Source organism: Candidatus Uabimicrobium helgolandensis, from assembly GCF_041508025.1.
Taxonomy (GTDB): Bacteria; Planctomycetota; Uabimicrobiia; order Uabimicrobiales; family Uabimicrobiaceae; genus Uabimicrobium; species Uabimicrobium helgolandensis.
Map to the genome: position 1 here is coordinate 8,372,216 of NZ_CP165719.1, position 16,511 is coordinate 8,388,726.

Sequence of the window (16,511 nt, forward strand, 5' to 3'; positions counted from 1 at the left end):
TATGAATTCTTTGGCCGTAATTACTTTTATAGTATACAGTCAAACTGATAATCGCGAATCACATCTTGACTTAGGTAGGTAAAACTTATGATAGGTCTTTCTCTTTTACTTAAACACTTTTCAGGTAATAACCCAACGACATACCGTTTATTAAAATCCTTTGCGCTGTATAGCACTTAGTATTTCATTTATTTGTACGGCGTTATATTTGGGATCTGCACCTTTACATGCTTGTAAATCCATTTTCGCTTCTCTATATTTTTTCATATCAAAAAATAATTTACCTCGGGCATATAGAAATAAAATATTTGGTTCTATTCGTATGGCGGTATTGTAAGCTTGTAAAGCTGACATCCCTTTTCCTAGAGCAATGAGAATAAGTCCTTTTTTGTGATAAAATGTAGCTTGTGGTTTCATTTTTATACAAATTTCAACATCGCGAATCGCTTTTTGGGGTTGTTTTAATAAATAATAGCAATACCCACGTTGATCATACGCGTTTAGCAAATCCTTTGGAGCAACTTCATTCTTATTGTTAATAACAAGGTTTAAAGTTTCAATTGATTGATCTGGCTTAGTAGTAATAAGAGCTTTACTTTTATTTAAGTGCGCAACCCAATGTTTAGGGTTCAATTTAATTGCTTTTTCAAAAGAACCCAGTGCTGTTTGAATATCACGTGCTATATTTAATTGTGCCACACCTGTGTTATTATATAGTAACGACAGCTCTTCATCGCTAATTTTATCACTACTACTTTGTTCCTTTTTCTGCGTTAATTTTTCTTTGAGAACGCTTGTTTCAATCTTCAAAGTTTCAATTTGATCTTTGTAACCATCTAGTTTTTTTGTGGCATTCATCAACTGAGTATATGTATTGTTATATTTGCTTTGTTGCGAATTAAAATCTGAAGACATCCAAGCCAAAACCATACAAAAAACTGCAGATGTTACTATTACGCCCAAAAACATAGGTTTATTTTGACGAATAAATTTACCTAAAATTTCTGTAGGAGCAGATCTCTTCGCTTTAATCTCATCACCTTTAAGAAAACGTTCTATATCACGGATAAGAGCTTTGGCGTTAGGATATCTTTGGTTACGGGTTTTCTTCAAGCACTTTAAACAAATTGTTTCTATCTTAATAGGAATACTTGGAACTTCTTGTCTTAAACGAACAGGTTCTTTTGTTAAAATCATTTGTAACGTTTCGGCTAAAGAACTCCCAGAAAATGGAGGTTGTCCACAAAGAAGTTCATAAAACACGGCGCCTAGAGAATAAAGATCGCTGCGCTGATCTATTTCGCGAATACGTCCCTCTGCTTGTTCTGGAGACATATAAGCTGGTGTACCAATCGCAACACCACTCATTGTCAAACCATCTTTACCATCTTTTTGTCTTGCTAGCCCAAAGTCAGTTAAAAAGGGTTTTCCTGACTTGTCAACAAGAATATTACTTGGTTTTATATCACGGTGGATGATACCCTTTGTGTGAGCTGCTCCCAAGGACTCTGTAACCTGAAGTATAATTTTTAGTAACTTACGCAAAGAAGGGCTTTGTTCCTTAACGTAGTCAGACAACGAAACTCCATCAACAAAATCCATCGTGTAGTAGTGAAGATTCTCTTGTAGCCCAATCTCATGTATCTTTACAATATTTGGGTGCTCTAACTGTGATGTTAATTTAGCTTCTCGCCTAAATCTCTCTGTATCAATAGAGTCAGCAGCTTCTCCCCCAAGAATAGTTTTCAAAGCAACAATTTTGTCTAAATGAGGGTCTTTTGCTTGATAAACAACTCCCATTCCTCCGCGTGCTATTTCGCAAATAATTTCATAATTACCAATAGTTTTAGGTACATTAGAATTATTTAAATATATCTTATTATCGTGTTGTTTTAACGACAAATAAGTTAAGTTCAATGTTTTGCTTTTTGTGTTTTGTTGCACTTTTCGATTAATTTCAACGAACTGCTCTGAAGAAATCACTCGTTTCTTTAGCAAAATTTGTCCCAAATTTAAGGTAGGATTTTGTTGGCATTCTGAAAGAGCACTATTTATATCCTGCAAAGAAACAATATTACCTTTAACTAACTCTTCCGCGAGAAAAAGTTGGCGTTGTATTATGGGATTTAACTTGTGAATACTCAGGTCTTCACCATCATTTTGTTGGTGAATAACAGGAGCTTTTTGTACGATTAACCACAGCATTTTAGCTAACTCTGGATCAATTTGATGTTTACGTATTAAATCCTGGAGTTCTCCCTTAGCGCGCCCCATTGTTGTACGCAAACGATGTTGGGTAGACAGAGACTCTTTTTTTGTAATAAACCCCGTCACCTCTGATAACTTAATAAACAAGTTAACTTTTTTTTGCTCTTTAAAATCAGTTGGAGGTAGCATGTTTGTCTCTTTCTTTTTAGACTATTATCACTTACAGTAACACTTCCCACTAAAAATCTGTTTTTCCCACTCAGAAATAGGAATTTGAAGTTTAGAAAATCTTTGTAGTAATGTTTCCCGGTCTTCATTCATTTTTGCAATAAGTTCTTGTATGTTGTCAAATTTTATTTGACCTCGTATTTTATCAAGAACAAATACTTCTAAATGATTTCCATATATCTGTTTATCAAAACCTTCAATGTATACTTCTGTACTTGTTTCTTGTCCATCAAATGTTGGATTTGTTCCTACACTGATGAGGCAAGGGTAAAATTTGCCATCATCAAGCAAAGTTCCAATATAAACACCATCACCAGGTACTAATGTGTGATCTAATTGTAAATTTGCTGTTGGAAATCCTAGTTCTCTACCGCGTTTTTCACCTTCAATAACAATACCACACAGTGAAAACGGCCGCGATAACATCTTGCGCGCACTATGGCAATCCCCTATCTTGATAGCTTGGCGTATTTTCGTACTTGAAACAACTTCGTTTGTGCTCTTTTTATGAGCCTGTATATCGGTAAGAAAATTATGTTCTTTTCCTGTAGATTGCAGTAACAATGGAGTGCCTTTTCCTTTGTGACCGAAACGAAAATTTTCGCCAATAACAATGCCCTTTATTTGTAAATTAGTAACTAGAAATTTTTCAATAAAATATTCAGGGGAAATTTGCGCTATGTCTTTATCAAAATGAATAAGTAAAGTGTGTATAATGCCTAACTGAGCAAACAATTGTAAACGCTTTTGTAAGGAAGTAATCGAAGAAGGAGATGAACCTGTAATTGTTTTTAGCGGATGCTCAGCAAAAGTAATTACAGTGGGTTCTCCTCCTCGTTCTTTTGCACAATTTACAACTTGTTGAATCAGTTGTTGGTGCCCAATGTGGACTCCATCAAAAAATCCCATTGTGACAATAGGATTTTTTATTTGTTGTGGTTTGATATCGAAAAAATTAAGCGTTTTCATGATTCGATTCGTATTTTTGCTCCAGCTCTTTTAATTCAGGTTTAATAGCTACTTGTTCTATAGGTTGAATTTTATTAATAAACAAAATCCCTAACAAGTGATCTATTTCGTGTTGTAATACTCTAGCTTCAAAATCTTCCGCCTCAAAAGTTACTTGCTCTCCGGATATAAGAGTTGCAGTAACTTGAATCCAAGTAGATCGTTCAATATTGCCATAAATACCTGGAAAAGATAAACAACCTTCTTCTCCTAATTCTTTGCCTTTACGCTTCAACACCTTAGGATTAATATAGACCGTTTCTTTTCCCTCTTCCGCAGTAGGGTTCACTATCATTATTTGTTTTGAAACACCTACTTGCGGCCCAGCTAAACCTACTCCATTTGCATGATGCATTGTCTTGATCATTTCCTTTGATAACTGAACAATCTCATCATTAATGTCTTTAATTGGCGCTGTTCTTTGTTTTAACACTGGGTCAGGATATAGTACAACTTCCATAATTTACATTGTTCCTTAATTTGAGCGAATATCGTCGTCTGTACTAACTTTCATGTCTTTACCAATTGAAATTATTTGGTATTTGCCATAACCTGCAAAATTTCCTGTTTTTGATTTTCCAGCATATGGTTTAGCTGTTTGTTGCTGACCATTTATCTGGTAAACCTGAGCTGTTTTTGCATTTAAATCTCGGTAATGAAAGTAAATATAAGGGTTTCCCCAGGGATCTGTTATTTCTAACAGATCTTGCGTAGAAAAAACCGACCCCGTCAAGGTTTTCAAAGGGACGGGAGAAGTATCAAAATCAGTGTTTTCTAACTGGTCATCACGAAACTCATAATAAGTATCCGTTTTTAAATTACTTGATAAACACAAAGTAAGGGACTCATTGCCAGAATTAATATTATTTTCATCCTTTAGTCCCAAAGCTTTTACTGTAGAAGGTGGAAAATCGCGAAAATCACTATCATACGACTTTAAAGCAATTTCTATTTGACTTATATCTACTTGGCAAACTTTTTCCTGACTTTTGAAAACGACAGAAGATAAAGCTGGTAGAATAATTCCCATAAGTATAGCTAAAATAGTGATAACAACGAGTAGTTCTATTAAAGTGAAAGCTTTAATTTGCGAAGTCCGATTCGGTCGCATTTAATGCCTCCTTTCGAGAAAGTTTTATCTTTCCTCGATCAATACCTAAAACTTTGACAACAATAGCATCGCCTTCATTAACAACATCTGTTACTTTTTGAACGCGACCTTTTTCTAATTCAGAGATATGAACTAAACCTTCTTGTTCTCCGAAAAATTTTACGAAAGCTCCAAAGTCTTTTACCGAAGTGACCTTACCACGATAAATTTTTCCGACTTCTGGATCTCCAACCATTTCATCGATCTTTTTCAGAGCATCATTGCAGTCTTTCATGTTACTTGCGTAGACTTGTACTTCACCATTTTCAGAGTTAATGTTTATATTAACATTGCAAGCTTCTTGGATAGATTGTACGTTTTTTCCACCTGGGCCTATTAAACTGCGTATTTTGTCTTTGCGGATAGTTGTCGAAACAATTCGTGGCGCTAAATCAGAAAGACTTCCTCTTGTTTCAGAAAGAACTTTTGACATTTCATCTAGAATGTGATGACGTCCATCTTTTGCTTGAGCCATAGCTTTTTCTAAAATAGAAAACGGTAAACTTCCTATTTTATTGTCTAGTTGTAAAGCGGTAATTCCCTCTTTAGAACCAGTTACTTTAAAATCCATGTCCCCTAAGTGATCTTCATCTCCCATAATATCAGAAATAACAACCGTTTCTCCATTATGTTGAATTAGTCCCATTGCGATACCCGCAATAGATTTACTCACAGGAACCCCAGCATCCATCATTGCTAAACATCCACCGCAAACGGTAGCCATGGAGGAAGAACCGTTGGATTCTGTAACATCTGAAACTAAACGAATTGTATAAACAAAATCTTTATGACTAGGTAGAATATTTGTCAAAGCACGTAAAGCAAGGTTCCCGTGACCAATTTCGCGACGTCCTGGCCCACGCAAAGGTCTTACTTCTCCAACACTATATGAAGGAAAATTATAATGAAGCAAGAATCGCTCGCGTCTCTCACCACCAAGACTTTCCACAAATTGTTGGTCTTCTGGAGTACCAAGAGTACAAGAGACAAGTGCTTGGGTTTCTCCTCTTGTAAATATAGAGGATCCATGAGTATTTGGTAGCCAACCGACTTTGCCCGTTATTGGACGAATATTGTCAAAATCGCGCCCATCAATTCTCTTTTTTTCATTGATCATATAATCGCGAACAAGGTTATAGTGCAAATCGTCAAGGATTTTACCTACGTGATGTTCTTCTTCTGGATACTTCTCAACAAAATTTTCTTTATGTGTAGAAAGTACTTTTTTTATGTTTTTGCTACGTAACTTTTTCTGAGGAGTGAGCACAGCTTGAAGTAGTTCTTCTTTTACCGCTGCAACAATATCATCTTGCATTTCTTGTGCCGCTTTTTCAGGTTCTACATACTCTCTTTTTTCTACACCTTCGCCCCACTCATCCATCATATCAAAGAAAGGCTTCATTGCTTGCTGCGCTTTTTCTAAAGCTTCTAGAACATCAGATTCTTGGACCTCGTGAGCTATACCTTCAGCCATGATAAGTCCTTCTTTACCACATGAAATCATTAAGTCTAGCTGTGGTGTTTCACGTTCACTACGCGTAGGTAAGACTGTATACTTATCATCATTTTTTGCAATCTGAATCCCACAAACAGGTCCTGCCCACGGAATATCAGAAATATGTAATGCGGCAGCAGCGCCCATAATAGCTAACGCTTCTGGATGTGCATCATCGTCATAACTAAAAACCGTTACCATTACTTGAGTTTCACACAAGAAAGATTTTGGAAAAAGAGGTCTTACAGAGCGATCTATCAAGCGACTAGCTAAAATTTCACGATCTTGCGGACGAGTTTCTCTCTTGATAAAGCCTCCTGGAATTTTTCCAGCAGCAGCAGATTTTTCTCTGTATTCCACAGTCAATGGAAAAAATCCCAAACCTTCTTTTGCTTTATCTGCGGCAACAACGGTTGCTAATAAAACTGTACCACCTTGTTTTACAATAACAGCCCCGTCAGCTTGTCTAGCAATTTCGCCGTACTCGAAGGTTATAGATTTTCCATCAATATCAATTGTAGTACTTTTCACTCTGTGTGTACCTTTCTGTTTAGGGACATACCTAATCTAAATGGCCTTGACCTTAATCGTAGTCATAATCGTAAAAAATAATTATATTTCTATAAGAGAAGATAAAGATCGGCAACAGTCACGGTCACGGTGGCTGTTACGATTAGAAATAATATTTTAGGACATCCGCTATTCTAATCTTGTTTGTTTTATACAGTGATGATAATACTCCATGCTTTGTTGTAACTGCTTTTGCAAATTTGTATTATTCGGTTGTAATGATAAAGCTTCTTGGTAATATTTACAAGCTTTTTGAAAATTTTCTTTGGCCTTGGCAAGCTCACGATCAGCGTTTGGTTCGCCAGGAAAAGATTTCTTTAAGTGCTTGAAAGCTACTCCATAATATTTGTTAGCTTTTTTTGTCTTGTCGGAAGCTGCACCAGCTACTTTCGGTAGTCTTTTTACCGTTTCGCGTTGCACTACGCGCACAGGTGGTGCTACTCTTTGCAAAGATTGTTCTTTTATTTCTCTTGCTGCTTGAGAATTCGGATATTTATCAAGTATTCTATTACGAAATTTTTGTGAGCGCTGTTTTTGCCCCATTGTTTCACACCACAGATAAGAACGATAAATTTTTGAAGCCTTGTATTCTATTAGATCTTTAATAATATCTATATTTTTTCTTTCTAATCTTTCTACGGCTTGAACAATCAAATGCGGCAAGTTATTTTTATAAACATCTTCGATAAATAAAACAACTTGTCGGTGATTTTTGGGAGATAATGATCTTATTTGTTGTTTAAATTTTTTTGACAACTGCTGTCTAAATTGCTCACTATCAAGACTTGTTTTGTTAGCAATACGACTTTTGGGAAGAGGAAAAGTTCCCCATTCACTTTGAAAGTCAATATTCTCTACTCCGTTAGCCACTATCTTACCAATATATTCTTTACCATTCGACATTTTTATAACGGTTATTTTACCATGAAAACTAGCTTTTTGTGACAAGTCTTCGATCAGTAAAATGAGGCGCATACATTTTTTCTTTAGATTTTTTAGTTCAAAAGAATTTTGTTTGCGTTGTTTAATTTTGTGTAGACATGTGTAAAAATCACCGCGCTTGTACAAAGGAATAATTTCATCCAATATAGGAGATGATTGTTTTTTTTGCGTTGGCTGCTGTTTTTGCGTTGGCTGCTGCTTTTGCGTTGGCCGTGGTTTTTTTTGAGATGTTTTTTTTCGAGTAACTTGTCGTTGTTTTTTATCTGTTTGACGTTGAACTTGTGGAAAATCTTCCTCAATCTCCCGTTCTTTTCTTTTGCGCTGTCCTAATTCTGCGATATCTACTTTAGTTGTAGAATACTCTTGTGGTAGGGACAACTCTTCGCCAAAAAATATCTCTATTGTCCGATAACTAAAGAGTCCGTTTTCGTCGAGTCCCCATAATATGCTAAAAAAAACAACCCACAATATAATAAAACCCGTTAATTTTTTCGTCATAATAAATACCTCTTAACTAGAGCGTGTCGACATTTGAAATTTTTAGAAATAGCAAAGTCGCTCCTGATCTCGATCCTAACTTCGTTCCCGAAAACAAAATATATTCTCTCTTTTGTTAAAGTAACTTCTATAACTTCTCTTGTTCATTTTACGACAAGAGCATGACCCCTTTGGTTATACAAAAACTTAATATTGACAATGTTTCTGTTACTATACTTACCAAAATCATTCGGGATCATAGTCTATATTTTAACTCGCTCGATTGTATTATTTTAGTTATTCTTTTAAATGCCAACGCGCCCTAAGAGCCCTTATAGGTTTCTAAAAAGTGGGACATAAAACTTTGAAAACGATTTTCGACAATGGCTTGACGAATATTTTTAGTAAAATCGTGGTAAAAATAAATGTTATGCAAAGTTAGTAACGATAGTCCCAATATTTCTTCTACTTTTTTCGAAAATAAATGATGAAGGTAGCTACGTGTAAAAGTTTGACATGTATAACAACCACACTTCGAATCTAAAGGAGAATCATCGCGTATGTATTGAGAATTACGTATTTGCTGTTTGCCATCCCACGTGAAAAATCCTCCGCCGCGTGCGTTGCGCGTTGGCATAACACAATCAAACATATCCACTCCACGAGATATAGCTTTAATTAAATCGACAGGAGTCCCGACTCCCATTAAATAACGTGGTTTATTTACAGGAAGTATTTTGTTTGTGTGCTCAATCATGACTTGCATGACATCTTTGGTTTCACCTACTGCAAGTCCACCAATCGCATATCCTGGTAAATCAAGTTTTACCATTTCTTCAGCACACCATTCGCGCAAATCGTTATAACCACTCCCCTGAACAATACCAAATAAATTTTGATGAGAGCTTAATTCGTAATCTTGAGAACGTTTTAACCAGTCAATGCTCGTTTGGGCCGCTTTTTTCGCTTCTTCTTTAGTACATGGCCACCCAATACAATGATCAAGTGGCATAACAATATCAGAGCCTAGACATTTTTGAATTTCCATCACCCTTTCAGGAGTAAACTCAAAAAGAGCTCCGTCAATATGAGAACGAAATGTCACTCCATTTTTTGATAGTTTGCGTAAACCTGCGAGAGAAAATGCTTGAAATCCGCCACTATCAGTAAGTATAGGACCATCCCAAGCCATAAATTTATGAAGTCCGCCCATCTCTTCTATGAGCTTTTCACCTGGACGTACAGCCAAGTGATAGGTATTTCCTAAAAGAATTTGCGTTCCCACTTCACGCAAAACTCTTGGTGTCATTGTTTTTACAGTTGCTCTTGTTCCGACGGGCATGAATACTGGAGTTTCAATATCTCCATGGTGAGTGCTTACTTTCGCAACACGCGCTTTGCTACCTGTCGTATCTTCGTGTATGATTTGAAATTTCATTTTGCGATACTTTTTTAAATAACGTTTAAGATGTGTTTAGGGCCTGTTATAAAATTTTATTGAAACAGGTCTTCGAGGTGTCCAACCTTAGTTGTCTTCCTTTTTCTTTCTTTCAAGCTCTATCTGTTCTTGCGGAGTCAAATAAGGACGTACTCTTTTTTCTAAATCTTGATTAAGTGCCATTAATTTTTTATTGTCTAATTGGAGTTTTTTGTGATTCTTTAACAAAAGAGAGTGTTCATTCTCAAACTCAGCAATTCTCGTGCTTATTTCTCTGATTTGTTTTTTCTGAATAAAAATTCGCGTCTCATAATCAGTAATTTGTTGTTTGTATTTTTGTGCCAATTGTTCTGAATTTCGCGCTAATTGTTCTGAATTTTTACGAGCTTTTTCCATTGCAAGGATAATATCTTTGTAGTATTTTTCCATTTCTTTAAACAGAATATCTTTTTCTTTTTGATTCTTTATATTCATTTCTGCTGTTTTTTTATTTAAACTGTCTTCTATTTCTTTGCGATATTCTTGCGCTAACTTAGTAAAAGTAGCATTGAATTCCTCCATGGAAATATCTGCTTTCGAAGGATTTTTTTTATTCAATTCGCCAAAAAACTGAAGAGAGAGAAAAAATATTATTGCAATAGCAGCAAATACAATCAACAATATGATTCTATTGTATTTATTTTGATTGTGCATCTGACTGTGTAATAGTTGCGTTTGTTTGCTAGATTGTTCTATTAGAGCGAGTAGTTGCCCTTGATGATCAAGACTCAAACCTTCACTAGCTTGTACAACATCATTTTTTCTATTCATAGATAACCTTGGTATAAATATCCTGATAAATGCAATTTTAGGAATGGTATAAATTCAAAAAGTAGATAAAGGTACTAAAAATACTTGGTAATAAACACCGTGAATTGATAACATACCCAAGTCTTAAGTGAATCGTGAAAGTTTCGCAATTCACTTAGGGCGTGTCGATATTCATCTTCTGTATAATCCGGCTATATTGGTACTTTCACCGTTATTTTTCAACGACAAAGCGGCACTATGTACTTTCAAAGTACCTTGCTACCGACCAATATACCTCGTGTTATATAAAAACTCGAATGTAAACATGCTCTAACTATAACAAAAATAAAGAGTTTTGTCTACTGTTATTAGAAAGGAGACAAAAACAATGGAACGTCTCCAAAAAGTACTCGCAACTGCTGGACTTGGCTCAAGAAGAGCCTGCGAACAATTGATTTTACAAGGTCGCGTTACAGTAGATGGTAAAACCGTAACCAAACTAGGCGTAAAAGTTGATGAGAGTGTGCAAAAAGTTGCATGTGACGGTGAACTACTACGAGTTCCCAAAAAAGTATACTATATGTTTTTCAAACCACGCAATGTTTTGTGTACTAATGACCAAAAACAGAACCAAAAAACAGTGATTGATTTTTTTAAAGGTTTAAGTTTCAAGATTTTTCCTGTAGGACGTTTGGATAAAGATTCAGAAGGAATGATTTTAGTAACAAACGACGGCGCATTTACCCAAAAAATTCTCCACCCGAAATACGCAATAAAAAAAATATACCTTGTACGCGTTAAAGGACTCGTCACGCCCCAAACTATTGAAAAAATGGCTAAAGGAGTGTGGTTTAAAGAAGGCAAGATGCAAGTAGAGCGAGCAAAAATTATCGAAGCGCGCAGTAAATATTCTGTACTAGAAATTCAATTACGCGAAGGCAAAAACCGCGAAATTCGTAGAATTATGGCGCGAATGGGGCACGAAGTAAAACGACTTGTTCGCGTAAAAATAGGTAAATTAGAACTAGGTGATCTAGAGCCTGGAAAATACAGAGCACTCGAAGAAAAAGAGATACAAAAGATATTTGCAAAATAGGGCACCAACACCTTTACCAAGGTGTTGCCTTCAAAATCTATTCTTTGGTTACTTTTCCTGTTTCGCCTTCATCATGCGTAAGAAAGTAAAAAAACATGACTGAATACAACAATTCATATGAAATTTTAAATATACAAGAAACTAGTCTTGAAAACGGCCTTAAAGTTCTAGTACTTCCAAGACACTACTTACCTATTGTTACCGTGATGCTCGTTTATAGAGTTGGAGGTGTCAATACGTGGAATGGAAAGACAGGAATAGCCCACTTTTTAGAACACATGATGTTTAAAGGAACGCAAAAGTATCCCAAAGGTAGCATTGATTTAATTACACAGAAACTAGGTGGACATAATAACGCTTATACCACATGTGATTATACATGTTATTATTTCATGTTAGCGGCAGATCGCTGGCAATACGCACTTGAAATAGAAGCAGATCGTATGAAAAATTGCTTATTATCTGAAAAGGATTTTTTAAGCGAAAAGAAAGTTATCTTAGAGGAATTAACCACTTCGCAAGATAATCCGATTGAATTTTTAGATCAAGAAGTCGAAGTAATGAGTTTTCATCGCCACTCTTATCGAAATCCCATTCTCGGATGGCGCGAAGATATTGAAAACTTAACGCTTAAAGAATTACGCGAATTTTATGAGCACTACTATGCGCCAAATAATGCTGTTGCAATTATTGTGGGCGATACAACAATGAAAAAAGTCTCGCGTGCTGTTAAACAAAACTTCAAAGATATTCCACCAATTACTTTAAAAAAAGAAAATCGCATTGTCGAACCCCCTCAAAAGTGCCAGAGGCGTACACAAATTATTTCAGAAGTACAACTGGCAAGATTTGAGATTGCCTTTCCTACATGCCGCGTTGGAAGTAAAGATGACTACACACTTGATATTATTGACACAATTTTAACAACGGGAAAAACTTCGCGCTTATACAGACGTTTGGTAACAGAAGAACAATTACTACAGATGATAATTTCTCTTAACGACTCTCGTAAAGACCCTGGATTATTTCGCATTGTAGGTGAAGCGCATCCTGGAGCTTGTGAAGCAACAATCGAAAAAATCATGTTTTCTGAGATCGATAAACTAAAAAAGCGACCTGTAAGTTCCTACGAGTTAACTAAGGCTAAAAATATTATTATTGCCGAGTTTATAGGGCAACGCGAAACAAACTACGAGTTAGCAGAAAAAATTGCCCAATTTGAAATGATGTCTTCTTACAAAGAGATAGATAAACTGATTGAAAAAGTTGAAAGTGTTACCACCGAGGATATTCATGAGATTTGTCAAAAATATCTCAATGTTCATCAATCGACTATTGGTTGGTCGCGCCCTAAGAAAAAGAAAAAATTTCAAGGAAAAAAAGAAAAACCTTTGTCTTTAAGAGGAATGCGTATACCCAAAACAATAGGCCCTATATACCAATCGAAAAAACCATACAAAAACACCAACATACTCAAACGTCCTATTCATGAAAAACGTTTAGAAAATGGTTTAACTATTTTGTTTATGGAAAATCACAATTTGCCTAATTTCTCAATGTCTCTTCATGTAAAAGGCGGCTATTTATACGAAGACCCTAAAAAAGCGGGTGTTGCTCATTTAATGGGACGATTACTTAGCGAAGGGACGCGAAAATACAGTATGTATAAACTTGCATGTACTTGTGAATTCCTAGGAGCGGGATTCAAGACTTCATCTACGTTTTTAGAAACAAGAGGTTTTGTTCGCGATTTTCCAAAACTATGTGATATTACCGCTGATATAGTGCAGTACCCTAATCTAGATGCAGACCTTCTACAGACTCACAAACAAAAAGTAATTACCAGCCTTCTTTCTTTCCAAGATAATACTTCCTATCAGGCCCGTAAACACTTCATGAAACTCATATACGCAAACCATCCATATGCTCGTTCTCCTTACGGAACACTCGAAACTATAAACGATATTACACGTAATGACATCACTAAAATGCACAAAAAATACTTTGTCCCTAACAATACAGTAATTGCTTTGGTCGGCAACATGGACAAAGACAGTGTTTTTGGCGAAATAGATTCTCATCTGGGAAAATGGGCGGCGCATGATATTACTTTTAATTCTCTACCTGTACTAAAGCATAAAAGAAAAGCATCAACCAAACTAATTCCACTAGACAAAAAGCAAGTCAATGTTTACTGGGGCCACTTAGGAATAAAACGTAGTAATCCCGACTATTACACTCTATTAGTTCTTGATCACATTCTTGGAATGGGATCGGGGTTTACAGATCGTTTATCGAAAAAAGTACGCGATGATTTGGGATTGGTGTACAATATATGGGCGTCTATTACATCCTCAGCAGCCATTCAACCTGGTGCTTTCTCTGCTTTTTTTGCAACAGATCCGCGCAACTATCAAAAAGCAATTGATGTAATTAAAAAAGAAATAAAAGATATGCAAAAGGGAAAGATTACTAAAGAAGAAATAAATAATGCCAAAGCATACTTAACAGGGAGTTTTATTTTTTCTTTTGAAACAAATAGTTACTTAACTGACTATTTAATTTCTGCATATCGCTTGCAGTTAGGCTTCGACTATGTACGTCGCTTTAAAGAAAAAGTAGAGAAAGTAACGCAGGACGATTTAGTGCGGGTAGCCAATGAATATTTATTTCCCGATAAAGCAATTACTGTTGTTGCTGGGGCAGTAAAAAAATGATGAAATCTATTTTTATTGTTGGTTGTGGTGGATTTATTGGAGCAATTTTGCGTTATACTCTTGGATTGTACATAACAAGAGTATGTGGAGCCTCGTTATACGGAACTCTCACTGTTAATGTTATTGGTTGTTTCTTTTTAGGCGCATTAGCAGGATTAAACACACGCGGAGATATTGGCAACACTGTTTATTCCCCTGAAGTACGTTTAATGTTGCAAACAGGTCTTCTCGGAGCATTAACTACATTCTCCACTTTTATTTCTGATATTTTTCAACTTTTTTTAAAAAAACAATTACTGTGGATGCTATGCATATTGCATTTACATCTTGTTATCGGGTTTGTATGTTTTTGGATTGCTTACGCACTAACAGCTACAAATCAGTAGAAGGAGAACACAAGTGAAGGTACTTTTGTTTAGCTGCTTTTTTATTCTTGTAGGATGTGCTACTACTCATACACGCATAGTAGAAAAAATCGATAATTCATCAATAAAAAAAGTTCTAGTTCTTACTCCAGAAATAGTCACTAAAGTAAAATACATCGATATACCAAAGTTTTTTCGCAACAAAAAAGTAGAATCGCGTGTAGTGCAGCAATCAATAGATGGTTATAAAGATTCTCTGAAAGAAAAAGGATACAAGACATATAGTGAAAAGGATATTCTACAAACGTCTTTATACAAAAGCTACTCTGCGAAAATAAAAAAAAATTTACGTTTAGAAGGTGAAAGAGTCATTGCGAATGATTTAGAACACAATTATGAAACGATGCCAAAACATTTTTGTAAAAAGCTAACTAATCCTTTTCCTGAAGAGTGGAAAAAATACGATGCTGTTATTTTTTTATATGGCAATGCAAAAGTAGAAACAGATAAAGAGTTTTGTATAAGATGGCGGGGAAATTTTATTTATAATACACTAGCTATGCCTTTAAGTGTTATCACTCTTGTTTTTCCTTTCCTACTACCTATTGCTTTTATTGGCTCAGGAGAATATTCTTTTGATAAAAGCCCTGATGAAACTTTTCTTAATATGGTGGTTGTCGATGTTTTTCGTCGCAAGGTAATTTATCAACACGATTATTTTATTAGTGAGTGGGGTTTTAGTGAAGATGCTTTTCACACAATTGCCTTTGACTCGTTGGGTAATTTCCCTAAGTAATTGCAAAAAAAGGATTAAATTATGACGACTAAAATAATTGTATACATTATTTTGTTTGTTGTTGGAGTAAAGTTTTTTTTCTGGGGACGCAAACAACAAAAAAAGCATTCTCCTAAATGGGGATGGCGGCTAACTATATTCTTTTTTCTAGCGCCTCTTATCGTATACTTTATTGATAAATTACTTCCCGTGCCAGATGAGGGAATCCATATACTTAAAGCTATTGTCAAATATATGGATTATCCAATTATTTTTATTTATGAGAACGTGAAAGAACATCTAGGGTGGTGGGCGTGGTTCGCAAAACCAGCCATTGCAGCGCTATTTTACGGTATTATTGGATTTTTTATTGGAACAATGCTCGACTCATCAAATGACGAGGAAGAGGATGAAGATTAAACGCCCCTTTGCCATTGTACTTCCAGGAGGTGGTTTTCGCGGAGCTTACCAAGCAGGAGCAATAACAGAAATCGGTCGATTAGGAATCGAAATTGATATGGTCGCGACTGCATCAGTAGGTACTTGTAATGGTGCAGCGCTAGTTCTTGGTATGTGGGAAATGCTTTCTGAGCTATGGGAAAGAGCTGTTGATTTAAAAATTTTTCAACCCTCTCTGTTACTCAAAGGCAAAAGCCCTTTCGCTATTTCTGATGTACTTGGCCAATTTTCAGAAGAATATGGACGCCCAGGACAATTCAATGAAGCGCAGTCAGATTTTTTAGTTTCCGTAACGAACGCAACAAAAATGGTCAACGAGGTAATTGATTTTAAAAGTACTCAGTGGAATTTTAGCGAATTACAAAATTTGTACTTAGCCTCAAGCTGTATTCCATATATTTGTAACCGTATAGAAGTTCGTGGAGATTGGTATGTTGATGGTGGTTTTACAAATAATTGTCCTATCAACTACGTTCTAGAGCGGGGTGCAAAAGAAATATGGGTCATTGGAATGGGACAACCTGCTACTCTAGAAAAAACTTTTTTTAGTGTAGTCAAACACTCACTTAAAATATGTCCCAAGAAAAAGTTTCGCACTCTGCAGTTATTAAATCACATGGTAACAGAACAACCTATCTTATCACCTCAAAATATCACTTTTCATAACATAACCCCATCCTCTCCTCTGGATTTAGGCCACTTGCGTCTTACGCGCCAAAAAATTAAATCAGCAATCGATTTAGGGCGAAGAGATATCAAGCAAATTTTAATTAGTAAACACTGTTAAGAATGAT

14 protein-coding genes are annotated in these 16,511 nt (G+C 35.7%); 6 read left to right on the forward strand and 8 right to left on the reverse strand.

Annotated features, from left to right (window positions below):
• Nucleotides 1–150: 150 nt before the first annotated feature.
• From UABHE_RS30865 to UABHE_RS30900, 8 genes are all read right to left on the reverse strand, one after another.
• Nucleotides 151–2,397 carry a protein kinase gene (locus UABHE_RS30865; RefSeq protein WP_372367263.1) on the reverse strand — a complete coding sequence of 749 codons (2,247 nt, stop codon included), beginning with the start codon at nucleotides 2,395–2,397 and terminating at the stop codon, nucleotides 151–153.
• Nucleotides 2,398–2,424: 27 nt separating this feature from the next.
• Nucleotides 2,425–3,405: a bifunctional riboflavin kinase/FAD synthetase gene (locus tag UABHE_RS30870; protein WP_372367264.1), complete on the reverse strand. Its 981-nt coding sequence runs from the start codon at nucleotides 3,403–3,405 to the stop codon at nucleotides 2,425–2,427.
• A complete protein-coding gene (gene def, locus UABHE_RS30875) occupies nucleotides 3,392–3,904 on the reverse strand; it encodes a peptide deformylase (RefSeq protein WP_372367265.1) in 513 nt (170 codons plus the stop codon). Before def ends, UABHE_RS30870 begins: the two co-directional genes overlap by 14 nt.
• Nucleotides 3,905–3,919: 15 nt before the next feature.
• Nucleotides 3,920–4,555 carry a type II secretion system protein gene (locus UABHE_RS30880; RefSeq protein WP_372367266.1) on the reverse strand — a complete coding sequence of 212 codons (636 nt, stop codon included), beginning with the start codon at nucleotides 4,553–4,555 and terminating at the stop codon, nucleotides 3,920–3,922.
• Complete coding sequence (gene pnp, locus UABHE_RS30885) at nucleotides 4,527–6,620, reverse strand: polyribonucleotide nucleotidyltransferase (protein ID WP_372367267.1); 2,094 nt, start codon at nucleotides 6,618–6,620, stop codon at nucleotides 4,527–4,529. The genes UABHE_RS30880 and pnp overlap by 29 nt, the downstream gene beginning before the upstream one ends.
• A 168-nt stretch (nucleotides 6,621–6,788) precedes the next feature.
• The gene (locus UABHE_RS30890; protein ID WP_372367268.1) at nucleotides 6,789–8,099 is read right to left on the reverse strand and encodes a hypothetical protein; all 1,311 of its coding nucleotides are present in this window, start codon (nucleotides 8,097–8,099) and stop codon (nucleotides 6,789–6,791) included.
• A 301-nt stretch (nucleotides 8,100–8,400) separates the two neighbouring features.
• Nucleotides 8,401–9,516 (reverse strand): tRNA guanosine(34) transglycosylase Tgt, encoded by a 1,116-nt coding sequence (gene tgt / locus UABHE_RS30895; RefSeq protein WP_372367270.1) that lies wholly within the window; start codon nucleotides 9,514–9,516, stop codon nucleotides 8,401–8,403.
• A gap of 87 nt (nucleotides 9,517–9,603) precedes the next feature.
• Nucleotides 9,604–10,326: a hypothetical protein gene (locus UABHE_RS30900; protein ID WP_372367271.1), complete on the reverse strand. Its 723-nt coding sequence runs from the start codon at nucleotides 10,324–10,326 to the stop codon at nucleotides 9,604–9,606.
• 367 nt (nucleotides 10,327–10,693) lie between these two features.
• Between UABHE_RS30900 and UABHE_RS30905 the strand changes: the two genes are divergently transcribed.
• From UABHE_RS30905 to UABHE_RS30930, 6 genes are all read left to right on the forward strand, one after another.
• Nucleotides 10,694–11,401, forward strand: a complete 708-nt coding sequence (locus tag UABHE_RS30905; RefSeq protein ID WP_372367272.1) for a pseudouridine synthase — start codon at nucleotides 10,694–10,696, stop codon at nucleotides 11,399–11,401.
• Nucleotides 11,402–11,496: 95 nt separating this feature from the next.
• Complete coding sequence (locus UABHE_RS30910) at nucleotides 11,497–14,118, forward strand: M16 family metallopeptidase (protein ID WP_372367273.1); 2,622 nt, start codon at nucleotides 11,497–11,499, stop codon at nucleotides 14,116–14,118.
• A complete protein-coding gene (locus UABHE_RS30915) occupies nucleotides 14,115–14,504 on the forward strand; it encodes a CrcB family protein (protein WP_372367274.1) in 390 nt (129 codons plus the stop codon). Before UABHE_RS30910 ends, UABHE_RS30915 begins: the two co-directional genes overlap by 4 nt.
• Nucleotides 14,505–14,517: 13 nt before the next feature.
• On the forward strand, nucleotides 14,518–15,279 hold the full coding sequence (locus tag UABHE_RS30920; RefSeq protein ID WP_372367275.1) for a hypothetical protein: 762 nt from the start codon (nucleotides 14,518–14,520) through the stop codon (nucleotides 15,277–15,279).
• 21 nt (nucleotides 15,280–15,300) lie between these two features.
• Nucleotides 15,301–15,678 (forward strand): hypothetical protein, encoded by a 378-nt coding sequence (locus tag UABHE_RS30925; protein WP_372367276.1) that lies wholly within the window; start codon nucleotides 15,301–15,303, stop codon nucleotides 15,676–15,678.
• Nucleotides 15,668–16,504: a patatin-like phospholipase family protein gene (locus tag UABHE_RS30930; RefSeq protein ID WP_372367277.1), complete on the forward strand. Its 837-nt coding sequence runs from the start codon at nucleotides 15,668–15,670 to the stop codon at nucleotides 16,502–16,504. Before UABHE_RS30925 ends, UABHE_RS30930 begins: the two co-directional genes overlap by 11 nt.
• Nucleotides 16,505–16,511: the final 7 nt, after the last annotated feature.